The 23,033-nt window shown below is 62.5% G+C and carries 15 protein-coding genes; 6 read left to right on the forward strand and 9 right to left on the reverse strand.

The window, feature by feature from the left end; translation table 11 throughout:
- Positions 1 to 121: 121 nt before the first annotated feature.
- Positions 122 to 1,642, reverse strand: coding sequence for a choline-sulfatase (gene betC / locus AB4037_RS22685; RefSeq protein ID WP_441773023.1), 1,521 nt, complete (start codon positions 1,640 to 1,642; stop codon positions 122 to 124).
- 147 nt (positions 1,643 to 1,789) lie between these two features.
- On the opposite strand from betC, the gene AB4037_RS22690 reads away from it, so the two are divergent.
- On the forward strand, positions 1,790 to 2,497 hold the full coding sequence (locus AB4037_RS22690) for an HAD family hydrolase (protein ID WP_441773024.1): 708 nt from the start codon (positions 1,790 to 1,792) through the stop codon (positions 2,495 to 2,497).
- Between the two features lie 143 nt (positions 2,498 to 2,640).
- On the opposite strand, the gene AB4037_RS22695 is transcribed toward AB4037_RS22690, so the two are convergent.
- From AB4037_RS22695 to AB4037_RS22705, 3 genes are all read right to left on the reverse strand, one after another.
- Complete coding sequence (locus tag AB4037_RS22695) at positions 2,641 to 3,252, reverse strand: dihydrofolate reductase family protein (protein ID WP_441773025.1); 612 nt, start codon at positions 3,250 to 3,252, stop codon at positions 2,641 to 2,643.
- Between the two features lie 76 nt (positions 3,253 to 3,328).
- Positions 3,329 to 4,915: a gamma-glutamyltransferase gene (gene ggt, locus AB4037_RS22700; protein WP_441773026.1), complete on the reverse strand. Its 1,587-nt coding sequence runs from the start codon at positions 4,913 to 4,915 to the stop codon at positions 3,329 to 3,331.
- Positions 4,912 to 5,655 carry a FadR/GntR family transcriptional regulator gene (locus AB4037_RS22705; protein WP_441773027.1) on the reverse strand — a complete coding sequence of 248 codons (744 nt, stop codon included), beginning with the start codon at positions 5,653 to 5,655 and terminating at the stop codon, positions 4,912 to 4,914. The genes ggt and AB4037_RS22705 overlap by 4 nt, the downstream gene beginning before the upstream one ends.
- A gap of 164 nt (positions 5,656 to 5,819) precedes the next feature.
- On the opposite strand from AB4037_RS22705, the gene AB4037_RS22710 reads away from it, so the two are divergent.
- Genes AB4037_RS22710 through AB4037_RS22720 form a run of 3 tightly spaced genes read left to right on the forward strand, consistent with a single transcriptional unit; the run spans position 5,820 to position 8,227 of the window.
- Positions 5,820 to 6,656: an ABC transporter substrate-binding protein gene (locus AB4037_RS22710; protein ID WP_441773028.1), complete on the forward strand. Its 837-nt coding sequence runs from the start codon at positions 5,820 to 5,822 to the stop codon at positions 6,654 to 6,656.
- Positions 6,657 to 6,665: 9 nt separating this feature from the next.
- Entirely contained in the window at positions 6,666 to 7,433 is a 768-nt protein-coding gene (locus AB4037_RS22715) for an amino acid ABC transporter permease (RefSeq protein ID WP_434956319.1), read from the forward strand.
- Positions 7,430 to 8,227 carry an amino acid ABC transporter ATP-binding protein gene (locus tag AB4037_RS22720; protein ID WP_441773029.1) on the forward strand — a complete coding sequence of 266 codons (798 nt, stop codon included), beginning with the start codon at positions 7,430 to 7,432 and terminating at the stop codon, positions 8,225 to 8,227. Before AB4037_RS22715 ends, AB4037_RS22720 begins: the two co-directional genes overlap by 4 nt.
- Before the next feature lie 61 nt (positions 8,228 to 8,288).
- Here the strand turns inward: AB4037_RS22720 and AB4037_RS22725 are convergent, their stop codons facing one another.
- Positions 8,289 to 11,060, reverse strand: coding sequence for a valine--tRNA ligase (locus AB4037_RS22725; protein ID WP_441773030.1), 2,772 nt, complete (start codon positions 11,058 to 11,060; stop codon positions 8,289 to 8,291).
- A gap of 515 nt (positions 11,061 to 11,575) precedes the next feature.
- On the opposite strand from AB4037_RS22725, the gene AB4037_RS22730 reads away from it, so the two are divergent.
- Both AB4037_RS22730 and mdoH read left to right on the forward strand, forming a co-directional pair.
- Complete coding sequence (locus AB4037_RS22730; protein WP_441773031.1) at positions 11,576 to 13,105, forward strand: glucan biosynthesis protein; 1,530 nt, start codon at positions 11,576 to 11,578, stop codon at positions 13,103 to 13,105.
- Positions 13,081 to 15,282, forward strand: coding sequence for a glucans biosynthesis glucosyltransferase MdoH (gene mdoH, locus AB4037_RS22735; protein WP_441773032.1), 2,202 nt, complete (start codon positions 13,081 to 13,083; stop codon positions 15,280 to 15,282). The genes AB4037_RS22730 and mdoH overlap by 25 nt, the downstream gene beginning before the upstream one ends.
- A gap of 198 nt (positions 15,283 to 15,480) precedes the next feature.
- Here mdoH and AB4037_RS22740 read toward each other — a convergent pair whose 3' ends face one another.
- From AB4037_RS22740 to AB4037_RS22755, 4 genes are all read right to left on the reverse strand, one after another.
- On the reverse strand, positions 15,481 to 17,343 hold the full coding sequence (locus tag AB4037_RS22740) for a B12-binding domain-containing radical SAM protein (RefSeq protein ID WP_441773033.1): 1,863 nt from the start codon (positions 17,341 to 17,343) through the stop codon (positions 15,481 to 15,483).
- Positions 17,344 to 17,850: 507 nt separating this feature from the next.
- A complete protein-coding gene (ntrX, locus tag AB4037_RS22745) occupies positions 17,851 to 19,221 on the reverse strand; it encodes a nitrogen assimilation response regulator NtrX (protein ID WP_434956313.1) in 1,371 nt (456 codons plus the stop codon).
- 269 nt (positions 19,222 to 19,490) lie between these two features.
- The gene (locus tag AB4037_RS22750) at positions 19,491 to 21,815 is read right to left on the reverse strand and encodes an ATP-binding protein (RefSeq protein WP_441773034.1); all 2,325 of its coding nucleotides are present in this window, start codon (positions 21,813 to 21,815) and stop codon (positions 19,491 to 19,493) included.
- A gap of 129 nt (positions 21,816 to 21,944) precedes the next feature.
- Positions 21,945 to 23,006: a DUF2252 family protein gene (locus tag AB4037_RS22755; RefSeq protein ID WP_434956311.1), complete on the reverse strand. Its 1,062-nt coding sequence runs from the start codon at positions 23,004 to 23,006 to the stop codon at positions 21,945 to 21,947.
- Between the last annotated feature and the right edge of the window lie 27 nt (positions 23,007 to 23,033).

The following is a 23,033-nucleotide window of genomic DNA, read 5'->3' on the forward strand; positions in this document are numbered from 1 at the left end:
ATTCAGCGGTCACTTTGTGGCAGGAACGCGGCCAAGTCGACGAGTGGGAGCCGTCAACGCAAGACTTCGAATCCGTGTTGCTCTATTGCCACACCGGACAGTGAAGCATTAACCATAGCATTTACGGACGCACGCGAGGATAGCGGGCCATCGCTTCCAGATCATCGAGGTCTATGGTGTTGCGCATATACTGCCTGGAAGCATCCCTGAAAGGTTGAAAGTCCCAAGAAGTCGCTTTCCCCGAGTTCAAGGCATCATCGACCACACGCCGGCGCCGCTGGCTGGCACGCACATCGGCATCAATAGCAGCGAGGTTCCAACGCGTTTCTATTTCCTTACGGAATCCCGCGACGATTTCGGCATGAGCCGGCGCCGCTGCGAGATTCGTCAATTCATCAGGGTCGACGGCAAGATCATAAAGCTGATCGGGATCGGCGGGCGAGTGCACGAATTTGAAGCTGCCGCGACGAAGCATCAGCAAGGGCGCGATGGCGCCTTCGGCAAGATATTCGCCACGGACTTCGTCATGCCCGCCTTCTCCGAGGCAATGCGGCACCAGGCTGGCCCCATCGATGCCGCTAAGCCCCGCAGCCGAGCCGGGCTCGGCCATATCCACCAGGGTCGGCAGGATGTCGACCAGCGACACGCTGGCAGCAACCCGGTGCGGCCGATAATGTTGAGGCGCGCTGATGATCAGTGGCACCCGGGCCGAGCCTTCGAACCAGCTCATCTTGTACCAGAGACCACGCTCGCCCAGCATTTCGCCGTGATCGCCGGTAAACAGAATGATCGTTTCCTTGTCGAGGCCCGTTGCTTCCAAGGCCTTGAGCAGCTTGCCGACATTGGCATCGACATAGGAAATCGCGCCGAAATAGGCATGTCGGGCATTGCGGATGTGCTGGTCGGTGATCTCGGCCTTGTCCATGTCGCAGACATGGCGCAGCCGCCGGGAATGCGGATCGAGCTCTTCGACCGGCACCGCATGGCGAGGCAAGGGAATCTCCTCGTTGCGATAGAGATCCCAATAGTCCTGCGTGATCGCATAGGGATCATGCGGATGGGTGAGCGAGGCCACCATGCAGAAGGGGCGCTTGTCGGGGCTGCGTACGTGCTCATAGAGGGCGCGCTCGGCCGCGAACACCACCTCATCGTCGAAATCGAGCTGGTTGGTGCGCACGCAAAGGCCGGCATCGGTAACCGAGGACATGTTGTGATACCAGCTCGGGCGCTCCTGCGGATGATCCCAGTCTGGCGTCCAGCCATAATCAGCCGGATAGATGTCGGTGGTCAGCCGCTCCTCGAAACCGTGAAGCTGGTCGGGCCCGCAGAAATGCATCTTGCCGGACAGCACCGTGCGGTAGCCCGCACGCCTGAGATAATGCGCCCAGGTCGGGATGTCGGCGCGGAACTCGGCGGCATTGTCGTAGACACCCGAGCGTGACGGCAATTGCCCGCTCATGAACACGGCGCGGGAGGGCGAACACAAGGGCGAATTGCAATAGGCGCTGTCGAACACCACGCCGCGCTCGGCCAGCCCCATAATGTTGGGCGCCTTGACGAGATCGAAGCCGTGCACCGGCAGGAAGGCCGGTGCGAGCTGGTCCACCATGATGATGAGAATATTGGGCTTGGACTGGGACATGACGGGCCTGACGCGCTGGGCTGGATTCGCAAAGGGGAATAACAATTGTCGGAATACATCGCGAGAAGACCTTGCTTGCATCCGACACGGGCTGGCCTCGGTGGCGCTTTTGGGCTTATAGGGACGGCCTCACTTCGGAAGACCGTCATGTCCCCTGCCCGCCTCACTACCCTGGCTTTCGATGCCGACGACACGCTCTGGCAGAACGAGCAATATTTCCGGACGGCCGAAGCGGAAGTGATCACCCTCCTGGCCGACTATGCCGACAAGGACACGCTGCTGGCGCATCTTCTGGAAGTCAGCAAGCGTAATGTCGTCAGCCATGGCTTCGGCATGAAGACTTTCACCTTCTCGATGATCGACACCGCCATCGACGTCAGCGGCGGCCGCGTGCCAGCGCCGGTGATCGGGCGAATCCTGGCGCTCGGCAAGGAAATCCTCAACCATCCGGTCGAACTGCTGCCGGGGGTCGCCGACACGCTGGAAAGCCTGGCGAGCACCTACCGGCTGGTCCTCATCACCAAGGGCGATCTGTTCCACCAGGAGAACAAGATCGCGCAATCGGGGCTGAGGGGGTTGTTCGAGGCCGTCGAGATCGTCAGCGAGAAGAGCGCCGACACCTATGCGCAGGCCTTCGCCCGGCATGGCGAAGGCCCCCAGGCCAGCATGATGATCGGCAATTCGCTGAAGTCCGACGTGATTCCAGCGCTTCGGGTCGGGAGTTGGGGCGTCTATGTCCCCCATCCCCTGACCTGGGCCTTCGAACATGCGGAAGCGCCGCTGCACGAGCCGCGTTTTCGCGAGATCGAAACGCTGACGCAGACGACCGACCTGATCCAGGCACTCAAGGATTAGAAGTCGCGCATAATGCCAAGCCTCGAAAATGCTGAGGCATTCTCGGCTTGAACAGCAGACGATTTTCGACACCAAATCAAAGATCTGGCGAAAATCAGAAGGAACCGAGACTCATTGAAAATGCCTCCCGGTATGAGACGTAGTCACGCCGGCCGATAGATCTGCACCACCGAGCCCCCCGGAAAGGCTGTCGAGCTGATCGGTTTGAGGCGCCTTGGCGGGACGACGTCGGAAAAGATCGGCAAGCCCTTGCCGAGAACCAGCGGATGCACCACCAGGGAGTATTGATCGATCAAATCCTGGGCGATGAGACTGCGCGCCAAGGCGGCACCGCCATGGGCGATGATCGGCTTGCCGTCGCCGGCCTTCATCCTGGCGATCTCGTCAGCCAGATCGCCGCCGGCCACATAAGCCTCACCCCAACTTTCCGCACCATGCTGCAGCCGTTCCGAATGAGTGCCGCCTACGTTAGATTGGGTTTCAACCACCTTCAGGATCGCCGGCCCCTGGCCTGAGAAGACGGCCTTGGGAATCTGATTCATCGGCGGTGCGAACACGCTGGTGGACGTCGGCCAATAGGCCGCCATGGTCTGAAAGGTACGGCTGCCCATGATGTGCAGGCTGGCGTTCCTGACATTCTCCAACTTCCAGGCGATGGCCTCCTGATCGCCGTCGAATATCCATTCGAGTTCGCCCTCAGGGCCGCAGACAAAGCCATCGAGCGACATGGTCATCGTCAGGATCAATTCTCTCATCGCGTTCTCCTCGCGCCAATCCGTCCCAAGGACGTGCGAGATCAAGCGGTTCCGACAAGGAGCGCCGATTTGGGGCTCAGTAGCCGATGGCAAGCCCATCCTTTCTCGGATCGGAGCCACCTGTCAGCGTTCCCCTGTCCCAATCGATGAGAACCATCTGCCCGCCACCGAGTGGCTCCTCGGCCGGGCCAACCTTGTGACCGCGCGCCTCCAGCGCGCGGAGCGTAGCTACCGGAACGCCCCGCTCGGCAACGAGCTCGCCCTTCTGGTAGAAAACCCGCGGCAGGTCGATCGCGGCCTGGGGATCCATGCCGTAATCGAGCAGATTGCTTAGCACATGGACATTGCCGAAGGGCTGGTAGTCGCCTCCCATAACACCAAAGGGCGCGATCACACGGCCATTGCGTGTCGCCATGCCGGGCATGATGGTATGGAGGGGGCGCTTGCGTGGCGCGATGCAGTTTGGATGGCTGCGATCGACACGAAATCCCTTGCCGCGGTTCTGCAGGACAATACCCGATTTCGGGCCGACCAGACCGCTGCCGAAGGAGTGATAGGTCGAGTTGATGAAGCTGACCGCATTCCGATCGCGATCCACGACCGAGAGATAGACGGTATCCGACGGTTCCATCACCGCTGCCGGCAGTTCGCGGTTGGCAAGGTCCGAATCGATCCTGCGTCTCAAAGCATCGGCATAGGTTGGCGCCAGCAAGGCGTCGACGGGGACGTCAGCATGATCGGGATCGGCGATCAACTCGTCCCGGATCCGGTAGGCGAGGCGCCCGGCTTCGACCTCCAGATGCAGCCGCTCAGGCCCCAGCGGATCGAGCCCGGCCAGATCGAAACCAGACAGCAGGTTGAGCATCACCAGGGCTGTCAGCCCCTGATTGCTCGGCGGCATCTGCCAGATATCGACACCGCGATAGGTGGTTCTGACAGGCTCGACGTAACCGCCCCCGGCGGCAGCGAAGTCGTCGAGCGTGTGCAGCCCTCCCTTGCTGCGCAGATGGGCAACCAGATCCTCGGCGAGCTCTCCCTCGTAGAAAACTTCCCGCCCCCCGGTTGCGATGAGGCGCAGGCTCCGGGCAAGCTCGGGTTGGCGATGGACATCGCCGGCCCTTGGGACGAAACCGCCAGGCAGAAAGATGCGGGCCGCCGTAGTATCTTGCGCCAACAGGTCCTTGGCCTCTTGCCAATCGGCCTCGACACGGTCGTGAATCACATAGCCGGCCTCGGCATAGTGGATGGCAGGAGCGAGCACGCGCGCGAGCGGAGTGCGGCCGTGATCGGCCGAAAGACGGCACCAGGCATCGATCGCGCCAGGAATGGTGACGGCATGCGGGCTATCGGCCGGTATCTCCGTGAAACCTCGACCCTCGTACCAGTCGATGGTTGCGGCCTCGGGCGCCTGGCCGGCCCCATTATAAGCAAGCACCGGCCCCTCTCCGCCGGGCACGTAGAGGCAGAAACAGTCACCCCCAATTCCCGTCGACTGCGGCTCCACCACCGCCAGGACGGCAGACGCGCAGATTGCCGCGTCGATGGCATTGCCCCCTTCCTGCAGCAAGGTCAGAGCGGCTGCGCTGGCCAACGGATGGGACGTCGCGACCATTGCGTCCATGGCACGGACGGGTGAGCGGCCCGGAAGCTGAAAATCCCTCATGGTGCTTCTTCCTGAAATGCGTTGCGCACAAGATCGGTCGACAGGTCGTCGCCATCGCCGGCGTCTGCGTCGGCATGTTCCAGCAGCAAGGCATGCTGGACCGAGCGCAGATGCCGCCGCATGGCCGCTTCGGCGGCTGGTGGGTCATGCCGAGCGATGGCATCGACGATCTGGCGATGATGAAGCGTGAGTTCTTCGAAACGCTCTGCCGTTGTGGGATCGTTGCGCAAGCGTCGCCACGCTCCCTCCTCCCGCACGGCGTTCAGGCTGTCGAACACGGCGAGGGCAAGGGCATTGTGCGTGGCCTCCGCAATGGCCCGATGCAGGCGGACATCCCAGATGTCCCAGGTCGCGGCATCGCGGGCGGCGGCGCTCTTATCGAGGAGATAACGCAGATTGTCGATATCCATGCGGCTCGCCCGCGTGGCGGCAACCCTGGCATAGGTAGGCTCCGTCCAGAGGCAGAGATCCATAAGTTCGGCCGGGCTGGTGCTGGCGGTGATCAGCGACATGCCCAGTTCCCGCTCGGGCGGCCGGGTGCCCACGAAGGTGCCCTTGCCGACATGTCGCCACAGGCGTCCCTCGGCCTCCAATTGCTCAAGACCATAGCGGAGCGCCCGGCGGCTCAGGCCGAGCTGATGCATCAGGTCACGCTCTGGCGGCAAGCGGCTTCCAGGAGGATAGACACCCCCGTTCAGCAGGCTGCGGAGGCTTTGGGCGGCTTGTTGTTTGCTATTCATTTTGAAACCAATTCAAATATTGGTTCCATAGCTTAGTATCGATTTTCTCGAAATGTCCATGCGATTTTTCTTGCTGGCATGCCAATGTTATGTCCCAATATCGGTATCAATAATAAAATTGGTTCCATATCGGGACCAGGAACAAGTCACCCCGGAGCACCACCATGCGCGCATTCCGTGCCGTACTGCCTCGTCTTCGCCCTGACCTTGCTTTCCTGTCGGTTGCCCTCGCGGCGGCGAGCATCGCCACCCCAACCCTGGCGCAGCCCATCGAACCGCCGGCAGCCATCGCCGAAGCCAAGAAGATGGTGATCTGTGCCGATATCGGATCGCCGCCCCTATCCTTCTACAAGGACGACGGGTCGCTGACGGGAGCGGAGATCGAACTCGGCAATGCCATCGCCAAGCAATTGGGCGTCAGCGCTGAATGGAAGCAGGTGCAGTTCGACGGCATCATCCCCGCTTTGATCGCCAAGCAGTGCGACGTGATCATGTCCGAGCTCTATGACAAGCCCAAGCGCCGCGAAGTCGTCGATTTCGTCGACTATCTCGCCTCCAGCCAGTCGCTTGTGGTGCTGAAAGGCAATTCGAGCCATATCACCGGGCTCGCCGATCTCTCCGGCAAGAAAGTTGCGGTCGAGAACGGCACCACGATCCAGTCCCTGGTCGACGAGGAAAACAAGAAGCTCGCCGGCGAAGGCAGGGCACAGGCACAGGTCGTCGTCTTTCCCAAGGATACCGATGCTTTTCAGGCCCTGCGCATCGGCCAGGTCGATGCCTATGGCACCACGATCAAGACGGCCGGCTACTACTTCAAGCAGGCACCCGATCTTTTCGAACTGGGGGGCCAGCCCTTCGCCCAGGCCATCATCGGCGCCGCCTTCAGGAAGGACGACACCGATCTGCAGAAGGCTTTCACCCTGGGGCTCGAGGCCGTGCGCAAGGACGGCACTTACCTGAAGATCCTGCAAAGCTGGGGTATCGAACGCGACGCCTTGTGAGGTCCTGCCATGAACTTCAACTGGGCCTTCTTCTTTCACTATCTGCTCGAACCCTCCAGCATCTATCTGCACGGCCTCTGGCTGACGCTCAGCATCAGCATCGTCGCGCAGATCGTCGGCACCACCCTCGGCCTGTTCGTGGCCCTGGGGCGGCTGTCGTCCTGGCGGGTCCTGCAGGCGATCACCTCCTTCTATGTCTGGGTGATGCGCGGCACGCCGCTGCTGGTGCAGATCGTGTTCATCTACACCGCCCTTGCCGCCGCCGGCGTACTGCGCTTTCACGACATCGATCTCGGCTTCATGATCCTGCCGGGCAATGTTCAGGCGGGTATCATCGCCCTCAGCCTGAACGAAGCGGCCTATATGGGCGAGATCATTCGCGCCGGCATCACCTCGATCGATCGCGGGCAGACGGAGGCGGCCAAATCGCTCGGCATGACGCCGGCCAAGCTCCTGCGGCGCATCATCCTGCCACAGGCCGCGCGGGTCATCATTCCGCCGCTCGGCAACAATTTCAACGGCATGCTGAAGAGCACGACGCTGCTCAGCGTCATCGGCGTGCCCGAACTGCTGCTGGCAACCCAGATGGTGACGTCGGCAACCTTCCGTGTCTTCGAACTCTATTCGGTTGTCGCGCTCTATTACCTCTCGCTCACCACCCTCTGGGGCCTCCTCCAACGCTATATCGAGGCTCGTTTCAGCACGCCCTTTGCCGAGACGCGCAGCAGGGCGCCGCGCCGACGGCTTCTGACCGGCCTGTTCGGAGCCAACCCATGAGCGATACAGACATCCAATGGACGGTCGAGGCCGAGGGCGTCGAGAAATGGTTCGGCCCGATGCAGGTGCTCAAGGGCGTCTCGCTCAACGTCAGGCGCGGAGAGGTCGTCGTCATCGTCGGCGCCTCCGGGTCGGGCAAGACCACTTTCGTGCGCTGCATCAACCATTTGGAGAAGATCCAGAACGGCCGCATCCGTGTGAACGGCCATCTCATCGGCTACCGCGAAAAGAAAGGACGCCTCGTCGAAGACAGCGAGCGCAACATCGCCCGGCAACGCCGCGACATCGGCATGGTCTTCCAGCGCTTCAACCTGTTCCCGCATCTGAGTGCACTGGGCAACATCATCGAAGCACCGACGCAGGTGCTGGGCATCGACCCGGCGACGGCCCGCCGCGAAGCGGAGGCGCTGCTGGCCCGTGTGGGCCTCAAGGACAAGGCGGATGCCTATCCTGCCCAGCTCTCGGGCGGCCAACAGCAGCGCGTGGCTATCGCACGGGCGCTGGCGATGAAGCCGACATTGATGCTGTTCGACGAACCGACCAGCGCACTCGATCCCGAAATGGTCGGCGAAGTGCTGGAAGTCATGAAGGAGCTCGCCCGCGACGGCATGACCATGATCGTCGTTACCCATGAAATGGGCTTTGCCCGCGAGGTCGCCGACCGCGTGGTGATGATGGATGACGGCCTCGTCGTGGAGGAGGCATCGCCCGAAACCTTCTTCACGGCACCACGATCGGAGCGCTCGAAGGCCTTCCTGGCCCGCGTGTCGGGGGCCGGCGGCCGATCGCCCTGACCGGCCGACAGGCGTAGTGGTGATACGGCGTACCGATCCGGAGATCGGCACGCCGTATCGATTACAGGCCGGCCAGAGCGTCCTGCAGCTTGGCGCGGCGGGCCGTGGCTTCATCGAGACGCTCGCGATTTTCCTCGATCACCTCTTCCTTGGCCCGGGCGATGAAGTCGGGATTGCCGAGCTTGGCGTTGATCTTGGTGATCTCGCCGTCGATCTTGTCGGTTTCCTTCTTCAGGCGCGCCTTCTCGGCCTCGATGTCGACCACGCCTTCCAGGGCCAGGGCCGCCACGGCGCCGCGGGCGATGATCTGCACCGAGCCCTTCGGAGCCGATGGCGCAAAGCCGATCTCGCTGATCCGGGCCAGGCGCTTGAGCGTCTCGCCATGGGCGGCGACGCGTGCCTCGATGGCCTTGGAGGCGTTCACCATGACCAGGGGCACCTGGGCGCCGCCGGGCACGCCGACCTCGGTACGGATCGAGCGGATCTCGGTAACGAGATCGACCAGCCAGCCGATTTCCTCATCCGCCGCTGCATCGAGCAGGCCGCCAAGGTCAGGCCACGCGGTCAGGGCCGCCATCTGCTCACGCGGAACCGGTCCCGTCGTCACCGACCAGAGCTCCTCGGTCATGAAGGGCATGAAGGGATGCAGCAGGAGCGTGGACTGGTCGAGGATGAAGGCGACCATGGCGCGCGTTTCGGCCCGCGCCGCCTCGTCCTCGCCCTCGATGATCGGCTTGGCAAGCTCGACATACCAGTCGCACACCACGTTCCAGATGAAGCGATAAACCGCGCTGGCAGCATCGTTGAAACGATAGGCCTCGATGGCACGCTGGATTTCACCGACGGCCTTCTCCGCTTCGCCGGCAATCCAGCGATTGAGGGCGATCTTCGCCGATTTCGGATCGAATGACGGATCGCGCACGCAGCCCTTCATCTCGGCAAAGCGTGTGGCGTTCCACAGCTTGGTGCCGAAATTGCGATAGCCCTTGACGCGGTCGATCGACAGCTTGATGTCACGGCCGGGTGCGGCCATCGCGGCCAGGAAGAAGCGCAAGGCGTCGGCACCATAGCGCTCGATGCCATTCGGATAGGCCTTGCGGGTCTCCGAAGTAACGTGTGCGACATCGGCCTTGTTGGCGAGCGCCGCAGTACGCTTGGCGATGAGGGCATCGAGTTCGACACCGTCGATGATATCCAGGGGGTCCATGACGTTCCCCTTGGATTTCGACATCTTGGCGCCCTTCTCGTCACGCACGAGGGCGTGGAGATAGACATCCTTGAAGGGCACGTCGTTCTGGGTGAACAGGCCTGTCATCATCATGCGGGCAACCCAGAAGAAGATGATGTCGAAGCCGGTCACCACCACGGAGGTCGGGTAATATCTGGCGAGATCCGCCGTCTTGTCCGGCCAACCGAAGGTCGAATAGGGCCACAGCGCCGAGGAAAACCAGGTGTCGAGCACATCCTCGTCGCGGGTGATCGCCGCGCCGGCACCCCATTTGGCATCGGCCTTGGCGCGCGCTTCTTTTTCGTCGCGGGCGATGACGTAACCTCCATCAGGCCCGTACCAGGCCGGGATCTGGTGGCCCCACCAGAGCTGGCGCGACACGCACCAGGGCTGGATGTTCTCCAGCCAGTCGAAGAAGGTCTTTTCCCAGTTCTGCGGTACGAAGCGCGTCTGGCCGCGACGCACCGCCGCCAGGGCTTCCTCGGCGAGCGGACGCACGTTCAGATACCACTGGTCGGTAAGCCAGGGCTCGATCGGCACGCCCGAGCGGTCGCCATGCGGCACCTGGTGCTTGTGCTTCTCGATCTCGACCAGGCGGCCGGCCGCTTCCATGTCCGCGACGATGCGCTTGCGCGCCTCGAAACGCTCCAGGCCGCGATAGGCTTCCGGCGCGTTGTCGTTGATATGCGCCTCGGCCGTGAGGATGTTGATCACCTCGAGGTTGTGCCGCCTGCCGACTTCGAAATCGTTGAAGTCGTGCGCGGGCGTGATCTTCACCGCGCCGGTACCCTTCTCGGGATCGGAATATTCGTCGGCGACGATCGGAATCAACCGGCCGACCAGCGGCAGCCGCACCATCTTGCCAACAAGATGGGTGTAGCGTTCATCGGTGGGATGCACCGCCACGGCGGTATCGCCGAGCATGGTTTCGGGGCGGGTGGTGGCGACGGTGATGGTCTCGCCCGTTTCCTGGCCCGCCTCGTCCACCACCGGGTAGGCGAAGTGCCACAGACTGCCATTCACCTCGATCTGCTCGACTTCGATGTCGGAGATCGCGGTGAGCAGCTTGGGATCCCAGCTGACCAGGCGCTTGTCCTTATAGATCAGACCGGCTTCGTTCATCCGCACGAAGATCTCGATCACCGCCTTGGACAGGCCCTCGTCCATGGTGAAGCGCTCGCGCGACCAGTCGCAGGAAGCGCCCAGGCGCTTGAGCTGCTTGACGATGGTTCCTCCCGATTCTTCCTTCCAGGCCCAGACACGCTCAAGAAATTTCTCGCGTCCGATCTCGCGCCGATGAATCTGGCGCTCCTGGAGCTGGCGTTCGACCACCATCTGGGTGGCGATGCCGGCATGGTCGGTGCCGGGCTGCCAGAGCACGTCCTTGCCGCGCATGCGCTCGAAGCGGCAGAGGATATCCTGCAACGTATTGTTGAGCGCATGGCCCATATGGAGCGAGCCGGTGACATTCGGCGGCGGAATCACGATCGAATAGGGTGCGGCGCCGGCCCGATCGGGCCGGCCTGCACGGAAAGCCTGTGCCTCTTCCCAGGCCGCGGACACGCGCGGCTCGACGCTGGCGGGGTCAAAGGTGGTCTCGATCATGATCTTCTTTCAAGGCAGGTCAGCTAGCGTGGGCAGCGGGCACAGGCGCCGGCATCTCCGTGATTCGGCCTGCCGGCACGCCGATGAGCAAGCAACCCACGCAATTCACGGCCGGTAGTGGCAGAAACGAACCCTTAAAGTCAACGAAACAAGCGCTTAAGCCACTACGCGCGGGTACATTCCGGCATTTCCCCACGCAATGCGCTCCTCAAGGCCCCCGTCGCCCTCCGCCCTGATACGGGCCCTCATGCCTGGGGTTTGGCCGACTTGTGACAACAAAATGGAAAGCCTCTCCTTCTACATCATGAAGTCGTCACGATTCTTCGGTTGAAGGCCGACGGCTCGGGTGTGGGATGGTCGGGGAACGACGTCGCGAATACACCCGCCAGTTGTTGCCGGCGACCGTATAACCTATGGTGCCCCGATGAAGACTAGACGCTTCCTCCCAAGGGACGTGGTGCCGTTCCTTGCCCAGCCACACCTATTGCGCCTGCCGAAAGCGCGTTAAGAAGACCATGAACAGACGCGACTTCTTGAAATTTGCTTCCATTGCCGCCGGTGTGCTGGCTGCCCCCCAGGGGGCTCGGGCTGCGATCGACGCCCCCGGTCTGAAGGAAGGCGAGGTCTTCTCTCGGGACAAGCTCCTGGACTATGCCCGCAATCTTGCGAAGGCTCCCTATCAGGCGCCGGACGCCGCGCTGCCCTCCTCCCTGCAAAATCTGGATTACGAGCAATATGTCTCGATCCGATTCCGGCCTGATCGGGGCATCTGGAGTCAGGATCGCCGCGGCTTCGTGATCGAGCCCCTGCATCGGGGCTTCATCTATGCCGCCCCGGTCGACCTGTTCACCGTCGAGGACGGCCGCGTCCTGATCGTGCCCTATGAGCCGGCGATGTTCGACTTCGGCAAGATCACGCCGCCTCCGCCCGATTCCAAACTCGGCTTTTCGGGCTTTCGGCTGAAGGCGCCGATCGACATGCCCAGTCGGCTCGACGATTTCGCCATCTTCCAGGGGGCGAGCTATTTCCGCGCCATCGCCAAGAACCAAGTCTATGGCGCAGCGGCGCGCGGACTGGCAATCAATACCGGCGAATCCAGCGGCGAGGAGTTTCCCTTCTTCCGGGCTTTCTGGATCGAACGTCCGCCCCAGAACGCAGAGAATCTGGTGGTGCATGCCCTGCTTGATTCGGAAGCGGCAACGGGCGCGTTCCACCTGACGCTTCATCCGGGCGAGATCACCACCATCGATGTCGAGACGACGATTTTCCCGCGCGCCAAGATCGAGCATGTCGGCATCGCGCCGCTGAATTCGATGTTTCTGTTCGGCTCCAACGACCGCAAGGGCGCCGACGACGTGCGCGTTGCCGTCCACGCTTCCTCCGGGCTGCAGATGTTGTCGGGTGGCGGGGAATGGATCTGGCGCCCGCTGCAGAACCCGGAGACGCTGCAGATCTCGGCTTTCGTCGACAAGACCCCTCGTGGCTTTGGCCTGCTGCAGCGGGGTCGCGATCCGGCCGATTACGAAGACAGCCGGCATCATTTCGAAATGCAGCCGAGCGTATGGATCACCCCTAAGGGCGATTGGGGGGAAGGATCGATCCAACTGGTGGAAATCCCGACCGACCAGGAAATCCACGACAACATCATCACCTATTGGCGGCCGAAGGATGCCCTCGAGGCGGGCAAGGACTATTCCTTCGCTTATCGCACCAATTGGTGCCAGATTCCGCCCGATCGGCCGCCGATGACCCTGGTACGCGCGACGCGGATAGGAGCCCTGGGTTCCAAGCGGCGTCTGTTCGTGATCGACTTCCAGGGTGATCTGTTCGCCAATGCCGACAACCTCAACGGCGTCACGCCCGAGGTCACCGTCAATCCCGGTAAGCTGAGCGATGTCAGTTTGACTCTGGAAACGGAGCGGCGCATCGGTCGCCTGAGTTTCGGCCTCGACCCGAGCAGCGAAACCTATTCGGAAATGCGTGCCGTGCTGGTTAAGGACGGCAAGCCTGTGAGTGAGACATGGCTGTATCGATGGACACCGTAGAGGAACACACCGGCGGCACCCACCCGACCTCGTCGCAGGAGTGGGTTTTTCAGCGCTCCGCCATGCCGGACGAGAATCGGCTGGAGATGCCTGTGCAGTCGCTGACCAAGTGGTCGCGCTCGGAACGCCGCTCCTGGATCCATCCGGCCCTGCATCACGGCTCCTGGCTCATCCGCCTGTTCGTCTTCGGCGGGATGTTGGCGCTCACCGCTTTCGGCGCCTTCGAAATGTACAAGGTCGTCGAAGTCGGCGGGGTCACCTTCCTCGAATGGGCCTTGGTCTGCCTGTTCGTGCTCAACTTCTCCTGGATCGCCCTCGCCTTCACCGCGGGCGTTGCGGGCTTCGTCTATCTGCTCTTCCACCGGCGCACCACCCAGCCCCTGCCCCAGCAGTTGAGCACGCGCACCGCCGTGCTGATGCCGATCTACAACGAGGCGCCGAGCCGCGTTTTCGGCGCGATGCAGGCCATCATCGAATCGGTGGAACAGACCGGCCTCGGCCGCGCCTTCGACTATTTCTTCGTCTCCGACACCACCGATCCGAATGTGTGGATCGCCGAGGAGCGTGCCTTCCTGGCGATGCGCAAGCGGCTGGGGCTCGATATCCAGCTCTGGTACCACCATCGCCAGCGCAACACGAACCGCAAGGCGGGCAATATCGCCAATTGGGTCACGCGCTGGGGCGGCTCCTATGAGCATATGCTGGTGCTCGACGCCGACAGCCTGATGACGGGTTCCTCCGTCGTGCAACTGGCGGCTGCCATGGAGCGTGACCCGGATGCCGGTATCATCCAGACGCTGCCGCTGATCATCAACCGCAACACCCTGTTCGCGCGCATCCAGCAGTTTGCCGCCCGTACCTATGGCCCGGTGATCGCCGAAGGCCTGTCGCTCTGGATGGGGCATGACGGCAATTATTGGGGCCATAATGCCATCATCCGCACCAAGGCCTTCGCGGCGCATTGCGGCATGCCGGATCTGTCTGGCCGTCCGCCCTTCGGCGGCCATATCCTCAGCCATGATTTCGTCGAAGCGGCGCTGATCCGCCGGGCCGGCTATGCCGTCTACATGCTCAACGACATCACGGGATCCTACGAAGAAAGCCCACCCTCGCTGATCGACCTGTCGGCGCGCGACCGCCGCTGGTGCCAGGGCAACCTGCAGCATGCACGTGTGATCGGCTCCAAGGGTTTCCACCCCTGTACGCGCCAGCACTTCGCCAATGGCATCTTCTCCTATCTGGCAAGCCCGCTTTGGCTGCTCCAACTGCTGGTCGGCCTGACCATCGCACTGCAGGCCCATTTCATCCGGCGCGAATATTTCACCGACGAGTTCTCGCTCTTCCCGACCTGGCCGGTGTTCAACGCCGAACTCGCTCTGGCGTTGTTCGGCGGCACCATGGGCATCCTGCTCGCGCCAAAGATCTTCGGCCTGATCATCATGCTGCTCGACGGCCCCAACCGCCGGGCGAGCGGGGGCGGCATCAGGCTGACCCTCTCGGTGCTGCTCGAGATCATTCTTTCCGCCTTGCTCGCCCCGGTCATGATGCTGATCCAGTCGGGTGCCGTATTCGAAATTCTGGTCGGGCGCGATTCGGGCTGGAAGCCGCAGCGCCGCGACGACGGCTCGATCCCCTTCCGTGACATCGTCAAGCGCCACCGCTCGCATACGGTTCTGGGTGCCTTTGCCGGTGTTGCCGCTTATGTGATCTCGCCCTATCTGTTCACCTGGATGTCGCCGACCATCATCGGTCTGCTGCTCGCCATCCCGCTTTCGTGGGCCTCGGGCCAACTCGCACTCGGCCTGTGGCTGCGTCGCCACGGCTTCCTGGCGACGCCGGAGGAGACGCATCCGCCGGAGGTGGCGACCCGTGCCAACGAGCTGAGCACCGAACTTGCCGCCGTCGGCGAGGACGACAGCGATGCCATCGAGGTCGTCTATCGGGATGCGGGTTTCCGGGCGCTGCACGAGACCATGTTGCCGACCATGGGCTCCCGCGAGCGCGGGCGCTTCGAGCAGGATCGCGTGATGGCGCAGGCCAAGATCGCCGAGGCCGCCTCGATCGAGGAAGCGGCCAAATGGCTGAATTCGAAGGAACGCTTCGTGGCACTCCATGACCGCAGCCTGATCGCCAACCTGTCCCGCCTGCACGAGCCGGCCAGGGTCGAACCAGCCTAAGGATCGTGCCGTTCGCTTAAGGTTCGTCGCCGGAGTTTGCGTGACCTTTGTCATTGCCGGGCCTGCTCGGCAATCCGGCTCCGCCGGCGGGAGCTACTTCTGGGATAGCCACATCAAGGCCGGCTACGACAAATTGGCGCGTTTCCCGCTCGGGTGAGCGACATCGGGCTTAAGGCTCGCGCCACAAAAGAGGCAACGTTAAGGACCGACGGTTTCGCCACTTAAGCCGGGTTCAGGCTGCAGGTCCTCCTGGAGACGCGATTTCAGTCGGTTCTCCTGGCGCTTCTTCGCATAGGGCGTGCTGCGGTCCGCCGTTCCCTGCACCAGCGGGTCGTTGCGCTCATCGATGACGGCGATGGCATCATCGGTATAGGGAAACAGATCCTGGCGTCCCCAGGCCCGCCAGGCCTTGGCCACGCTCAGACGCAGCCGGCCATAGGTATAGGCATAAGCTGCCATCGTGCGCGCAAAGCGCCAGGCATAGCGGGCATAGAAGCGCAGCGGGTTTTCGAGCGGCAGCCCATGACGCCGTTCGTGGCGGTCGATGATGCGCCCGAGGCCGAACTCGGCGAAGGCAACACCTTCCCGCCGCGGGCCTTCGCGATAGGCGATCAAATTATAGAGCGTGGTCAGCCGCATGCCGTTCTTGAGCTGCACCCTGCGCTTGAACACCCGCTCCATGTGCTCGAAATCATAATAGCGCCGGCTGGCTTCGTGGAAGACGGCATCGAGTTCGGCGTCGCTCATCTTGGGATGATGGGTGACGCGATGGTTCAGGTCGTATTTGTTGAAGTCCGGATCCATCCATATCCCGGCGTCCTTCATGCGCTTGTGATCCTCGCTGCCGGGCAGAGGCGTCAGGATGTTGAAGTAGAGCACGTCGATGGCTAATTCCCGCTTGATCAGATCGACGTCACGCAGGATCGATTCCCGGGTATCGGCGGGAAAGCCGATGATGTAGCCGCAACTGATCACCACGGGATGGCGCTTCCACGCCAGCACCATCTCGCGATATTCCTCGATGCGGTTCTGGCGTTTCTTGGCCGCTTCGAGATTGTCCGGGTTGATGTTTTCGAGCCCGATGAAGATCAGCCGAACGCCGGCCCGCACCACCTTGTCGATGAAACCGGGAATGCGATGGGCCATGGTGTCGACCTGGATCAACAGCCGAGCTTCCACCCCCTCGCGCTCGCGCAATTCGATCAGCCGGTCGCAATAGGCCTCCCAATTGCGGTTGCGGGCAAAATTGTCGTCGGTCACGAAAAACTTGCTGACACCCTCCCTGGCATTCAGCCGGATGATGGCCTCCAGCTCGTCCGCCGTACGGAAACGGCTCTTGCGCCCCTGGACGTTGATGATGGTGCAGAAGGAGCATTCGAACGGGCAGCCTCGGCCAAGATCGAAGCTCGACCAATGGGTGAAGGAACGCCGTACGATCGGCCCGGGCAACAGCGGCACCGGCACGTTTTGCAGGCCAGGTTGGTCCTTCAGATGATTGTAGAGCGGCTTCAGTGTGCCGGCCAAGGCATCGCGCAGAACGGCGTCGAGGCAATCGGGCTCGGCCTCTCCCGCGAACTGGCTGACGCCGAGCTCCCGCGCCAGGGTCAGCTCCTCGGCATCCTCGCCGAGCGTGGCGATGCAACCCGACACATGAAAGCCACCAAGGCAGACCGGCACGCCGGCGGCTCGCAACGGCCGCGCAATATCCATCGCCCGCGGATATTGGTTGGTCTGCACGCCGACCAGCATGACGATGGCCTGCGCTCCGTCAGTCTGATGGCTTCTCAGAATGGCTGGAATGTCGACACGCGTGTTGGTCTCGTCAATGGCGTGGACCCGGGCCACGACATCAGGGCCGAAGACCTGCCGGGATATCGCATCTTCCACCAGGGCCCAGACACAGGCGAGAGAATTGGATGGAATGGCCGAGCGTATCCAGCGAATGGGATAGCCGTCATCGTCATATCGCGTGGCCTTGATCAGCCAGATATCGACATGACGCGCCCGGTCCCCCGGCCGGACGCCTAGTCTACCCGCCCCTGCAAATGCCTGCCCCCGCATGCCATATGCCTCAAGGTATATTATTACTTTTTTGTAGAGGTTTCTATTCCCAGAGCAAGATGATTTTTGCGTAGTGCCTCGCTAGGCGATGCGTTGTGGCAGCGTTTTACATGAATGCGGGTTCGCAGGATCGTAAGAACCGGCCCGCGGACACCGGTCAACAAGTAGTAAGACGGCGAACCTCTGCATACCTGCGATAGTGGAGTACCTCCAAAGACTGGCGGGCAGGCACCCCCTCCTCGCCACGATGTCTTGGCAGGCCGGAACCAATTGACACGATGGCCCGGCGAAGCCGCACAGCCGTGTCGTGCCGGCCAGAACCATGATCGCAGGAGGTTGCTGACATTGCGGAGAAACAGCCGCGCCGCCTCAGCCTCCCCGGGCATGCGCCCACACGGGAAACGGACCGTGCCCTGGCCGGCTTTTCTGGCCGTACTGCCCCGCAAAGCCGGCCGCGTTGCCTTGCGCCGGCCCTGCTCCGTCGTTTCCTCACGGGCTGCTGCCCGCCTACGCCCCGACGCCGAGCGATTTCAGCTTGCGATGCAGGGCCGAACGCTCCATGCCGACGAACTCGGCCGTGCGGGAGATGTTGCCGCCGAAACGATTGATCTGCGCGATCAGATATTCGCGCTCGAACAATTCGCGCGCATCGCGCAATTGCAAGCCCATCAACTGCTCGCCCCCCTGCCCGTTCGGGCGGGTTGGCATCAGCGCCCCGATTTCCGGCGGTAGCATTTCGGCGGAGATGATGGCATCGGGATCGCCGCCCACCAGGATCATCAGCCGCTCGATATTGTTGCGAAGCTGGCGAACATTGCCGGGCCATTCATGCGACTGCAGCACCGCCATGGCGTCGGGGCCGACCACGCGCCGTGGCAGGCCGGTCGCCTGGGCGATCTGTCCCTGGAAATAATCCACGAGTTCCGGAATGTCCTCGCGGCGTTCCGACAGGCCGGGGACACGGATCGGCACCACGGAAAGACGATGCAGCAGATCCTCGCGGAAGCGTCCATCGGCCACTTCCTCGGTGAGGTCGCGCGAGGTCGAGGTGATGATGCGCACGTCGACATGCACCTTGGTCGCCCCGCCGACGCGGGAAAAATTCTGATCGATCAGCACCCGCAGGATCTTTCCCTGCGTTTCGCGGGGCAGATCGGCCACCTCGTCGAAGAACAGGGTGCCGCCATGGGCCTCCTCGAAGGCACCGACCTTGCGGGTACGGCCCTCACCGCCTTCCACGCCGAACAACTCGGTTTCCATGGTCTCGGGCAGGATCGAGGCCGAATTGAGCACCACGAAAGGCCCCTCGGCCCGCTGCGAGGCCTGATGGATGGTGCGGGCGGCCAATTCCTTGCCCGATCCGGGCGGGCCGGCAATCAGGATGCGGCTATTGGTCGGCGCGGTCTTCTCGATCACCTGCCGGAGCTGGTTCATGGCCGAGGAGCGCCCCATCATCTTGGAAGCGCTGCCCGAGATCTGGCGTAGCTGGTTGACCTCGCGGCGCAGGCGCGACGTTTCCAGGGCGCGCTCGGCGACCAGCACCAGCCTGTCCGCCTTGAACGGCTTTTCGATGAAATCATAGGCACCGATCTTGATCGCCGCGACGGCGGTCTCGATATTGCCGTGTCCGGAGATCATCACCACCGGAACTTCGGGGTGTTCGGCCTTCAGCACTTCCAGAAGCTGGAGCCCATCGAGACGCGATCCCTGCATCCAGATATCCAGGAAGATGAGATGCGGCCGGCGCTGGGCGACCGTGGCCAGGGCATCGTCGGCGTCCTTTGCGGTTCGGGTACCATGGCCTTCATCCTCGAGGATGCCGGCAACGAGCTCTCGGATATCGGCCTCATCGTCAACGATCAGAATGTCGGTCGCCATCGTCTAGTTCCTGCTTGCATGAGGTGAATCCAGCGCGCCCGCCTCGCATGAGGTCAGGCACGTCGCCCGCAAACGCTTTGCAATCGCGTATCGGATCAAGGTGTCCCATCCAATGCCAAGCCTCGAAGATTCTGACGCATTCTCGGCTTGAACACCCGCCAATTTGCGAAACCAAATCAAAGATTTGGCGAAAATTGTCAGACGGAACCAAGATCCATCGATAATGTCTCTTGGTATTACATCTTGGCGCGGAAGGTAGGGTAGAACCATCATTGTGCGGCCTCGTTGCTGGCCGCATCGGACTTGCCCGTTGCTTCCACCGGGAACCACAGACGCATCATGGCGCCGTGGCCGCCATCAGCCACCGCCGGGGCATCGAGTAGCTCGATGCCGCCGCCATGCTCCTCCATGATCTTGCCGACGATGGCGAGGCCGAGGCCCGTGCCTTTCTCGCGCGTGGTGACATAGGGCTCCAGCAGCTTCTGGCGGTTTTCCTTGGGCAGACCGATGCCGTTGTCGATCACCTCCACGGCGATATCCGCTTCCCTGCGCACCACACGCACGTCGACGGTCCCCGTGCCCTCGCGATCGTCAGGCCGGCCCGCGATGGCCTCCGTGGCATTTTTCACGATGTTGGTGACGGCCTGCGAGAGCAGGCGGCGGTCGAACCGGGCGATGATGGGCTCGGGCGGTGGCTGGTAGTTGAAGCTGATGTCGGGATAGCCGATCCGCATCATGAACACGACCTGCTTCACCATCTCGCCGAAATCCTCGCTCTCGATCGAGGGCTTGGGCATACGGGCGAAGGAGGAAAATTCGTCGACCATGCGCTTGATGTCGTCGACCTGGCGCACAATGGTGTCGGTGCACTGGTCGAAGACCTCGCGGTCCTCCACGATGACCTTGCCGTATTTGCGCCGGATGCGTTCGGCCGAAAGCTGGATCGGCGTCAGCGGATTCTTGATCTCATGGGCAATGCGGCGGGCCACATCGGCCCAGGCGGAGCTGCGCTGCGCCAGCACGAGTTCGGTAATGTCGTCCAGCGTCACCACATAGCCATGCTCGCGCATGGTCGACTGCTCGGACGTGACGCGCACGGTGACGTTGCGCTCGCGTCCGTCGCGATTGATGGTGATCTGGCCCTGCACCAGCCGCGACCTGGTGCCGAGCGCGTCGGCGAGATAGGTCGACAACTCAGGCATCACCTCGGCCAGGGGACGCCCGACGGGGGACTGGCGCGATTTGATCCAGGTGCTGGCGAGCGGATTGACCACGGTGATCTTGCCCTCGTCATCGATGCCGATCACGCCGGTTGAAACGCCCGACAGCACCGCCTCGATGAAGCGCCGGCGGCTGTCGAGCAGATCATTGGCGCCGAGCAGGTCGTTGCGCTGGGTGCGCAGCGTATCCGTCATGTTGTTGAAGGTGTCGCCAAGCTTGCCGAGATCGCCGGAACGCGGCTCCACCGGCACATGCACATTGAGATTGCCGCTGCCGACCTGGTCCGCCGCGCTGATCAGGCGGCGGATCGGATCCACCAGGCGATTGGCAAAGGAAAGGCCGATCCAGATCGCCGCCAACAGCATGTTGAGGGCGATGATGGCGTAGAGCAGCGCGAAATTGACCTGGGTCGGGAAGCGGGACGCCTTCAGATTCTCGAAGCGAGCCGAGTCCTCGCCGGTCTGGCGGATATATTCTGCGATCTTGGGGTCGAAGGGCCGGACAATGAAGAGATAGCGATCGGTGTAGGCAGCCAGCTTGATGATCTGGCCGGTGACGTTCTGCGTACCAGGATCGATGCGAACGGCCGGTTGCTGGTCGGCGGCGGCAAGGGCCGGAAACAGTTTGGTCGGCAGGAAGAACGGCAAGCTGCCGGGCACATAGGACTGGTCGGTTACCGCCCCCTCTCGGGTCAGGATCATGGCGCTCGACAGGCCGTAATTCACGGCGAGCATGTCGAACAGGCGTTGAAACTGCGACCGGTCCGCCGCGTAGAGCGGCGAATATTTGTTGAGGTCGGCCGCCATCGACAGGCCGGCGAACCGCAATTGCTGGGCCTGCTCGTCCTGATAGGAATTGGCGACCGCGACCGAGGTGTTGACGATGTTGCTGACGCGTGTCGAGAACAGATTGTCGAGGCCGCGGTCGAGCGAGATGATCGCCACCGTCGCCAACAGCAGGACCGGCACGGCGGAGACGATGGAGAACAGCCCGATCACCCGCATATGCAGCGCGGCACCGGCTTGCCCGCGACGCCTTGCGACGATCAGATTACCTGCCTCGACCGCCAGCAGCACCAGCAAAGCCACAATGAAGGAGGCATTGACGATGAACAGCGCATCGATGGCATTGCTATAGGCGGCATCGGTATTCGGCGCCTGGACGGCGGCGTCGATGCCCAACTGGAAGCGCAGACGGGCGACCGTGCTCTTGAGCAGCACCGAGATCGGCTCGACGTCGACCAACACGAAGAATGTTCCGATCGCCGAAGCAACCGAAAGAATGACCAGGCCGAATCCGAGCAGGCCGAGGCGCCGCGCCGGCATGCTGGCAGCGTCTGCCCCCGTTTGCTGCGCGTTGTCTGCAACTGCCATTCGAACGCCGTCCCCGCCCCTGTTATCGACCGATCAGCCAGGGCAATTCCAGGCTGAGTGATTCCTGCAACAGTGTTGCCGAATTGTAACAGAATCAAGGCGAAACTAACGGGGCAGAATAATCAGGGTTCAAGCGAACTCTTCTTGTTCGCCGATCACCGCCTCGGCCGCCGCCTCGGCGGCATTGCAGAGCCAGTCCTTCCCGCGCTTGCGCAAATCCTTCTGCAGCACAGGCAATCTATGCGGGTCATCGGCATGGCAATTGGCGATTTCCTGCCCCATCAATGTGAGCATGCGAGGCGACAGGAACTCGTCGACAGAGGTTTTCACTTCCAGCTTGCGGCTGTTGGGCGACAAGCGCCGCACCAAAATGGCATCCTTCACGCCATAATACGGGTCGGGTGCGCGGCAGCGGCCAGTTGCAATCTTCTCGACCAGGATCGCCTTGGCCCGAGGATCGAAGCGATAAGACCAGGCCGAGATGGTCAACCTCTTGGCCTCCCGCAGCACCGGTCCGCCCCGCCACTCGCCGCAGGCGACGAAACGTGCTCGGCCAAGACTGCCGGTTCCCGCCTGCCGGGGCGCGAAACGATATTTACCCTGCGGATCGGGCATCGAGGCTCGCAGCCTCTCCTCGTAATCGAGCTTGATAGGCTTTCGCGTCTTGATGTCGAACTTGCTCCAGAATGCCTTGCGTGCGGCTTCCGGCAGCAGCACCGCCTTGCGCAACCATTTATAGTCACGTTCGAGCACCACGGGCGACGGGTTGGCGAGCCCCGCGCCATAGCCGGTTGCGATCGCCCGGCAAATCTCCTCCGCCGGCAGACCCCTGCTACCTCGGGCCAGCAGCGCGCTGGTGGCAAGCCGCACGAGATCGAGCACATAGGGCATGACGGCGGCATCGTCGAAATCATTGGCGCCCCAGATCAGCCGTCCCTCGTCATCGCGCCAGGTGCCGAAATTCTCCAGATGGGTGTCGCCGATCGCCAGAACCTCTGGCGCATTCGCAAGCTCCGGGCAGATCTCCAGGATCGTCTCGGCCCAACGCCAATAGGTCGCGCGCAGAAAGGCGAAGGCACCGCTGCGCATCTTGCGGTGCTTTTCCTCCAGGTCTGCCTCGACGAAATCGGTCCCGATCTCTCCTCTCAGCCAGTCCTCATAGGCGTGTACCGACGCCCTGATTGCGTTCATGCCTGCTTCCCACATCCGGGTGAACCG

Origin of the sequence: Labrys sp. KB_33_2, from assembly GCF_052114505.1 — a bacterium.
GTDB lineage: Bacteria > Pseudomonadota > Alphaproteobacteria > Rhizobiales > Labraceae > Labrys.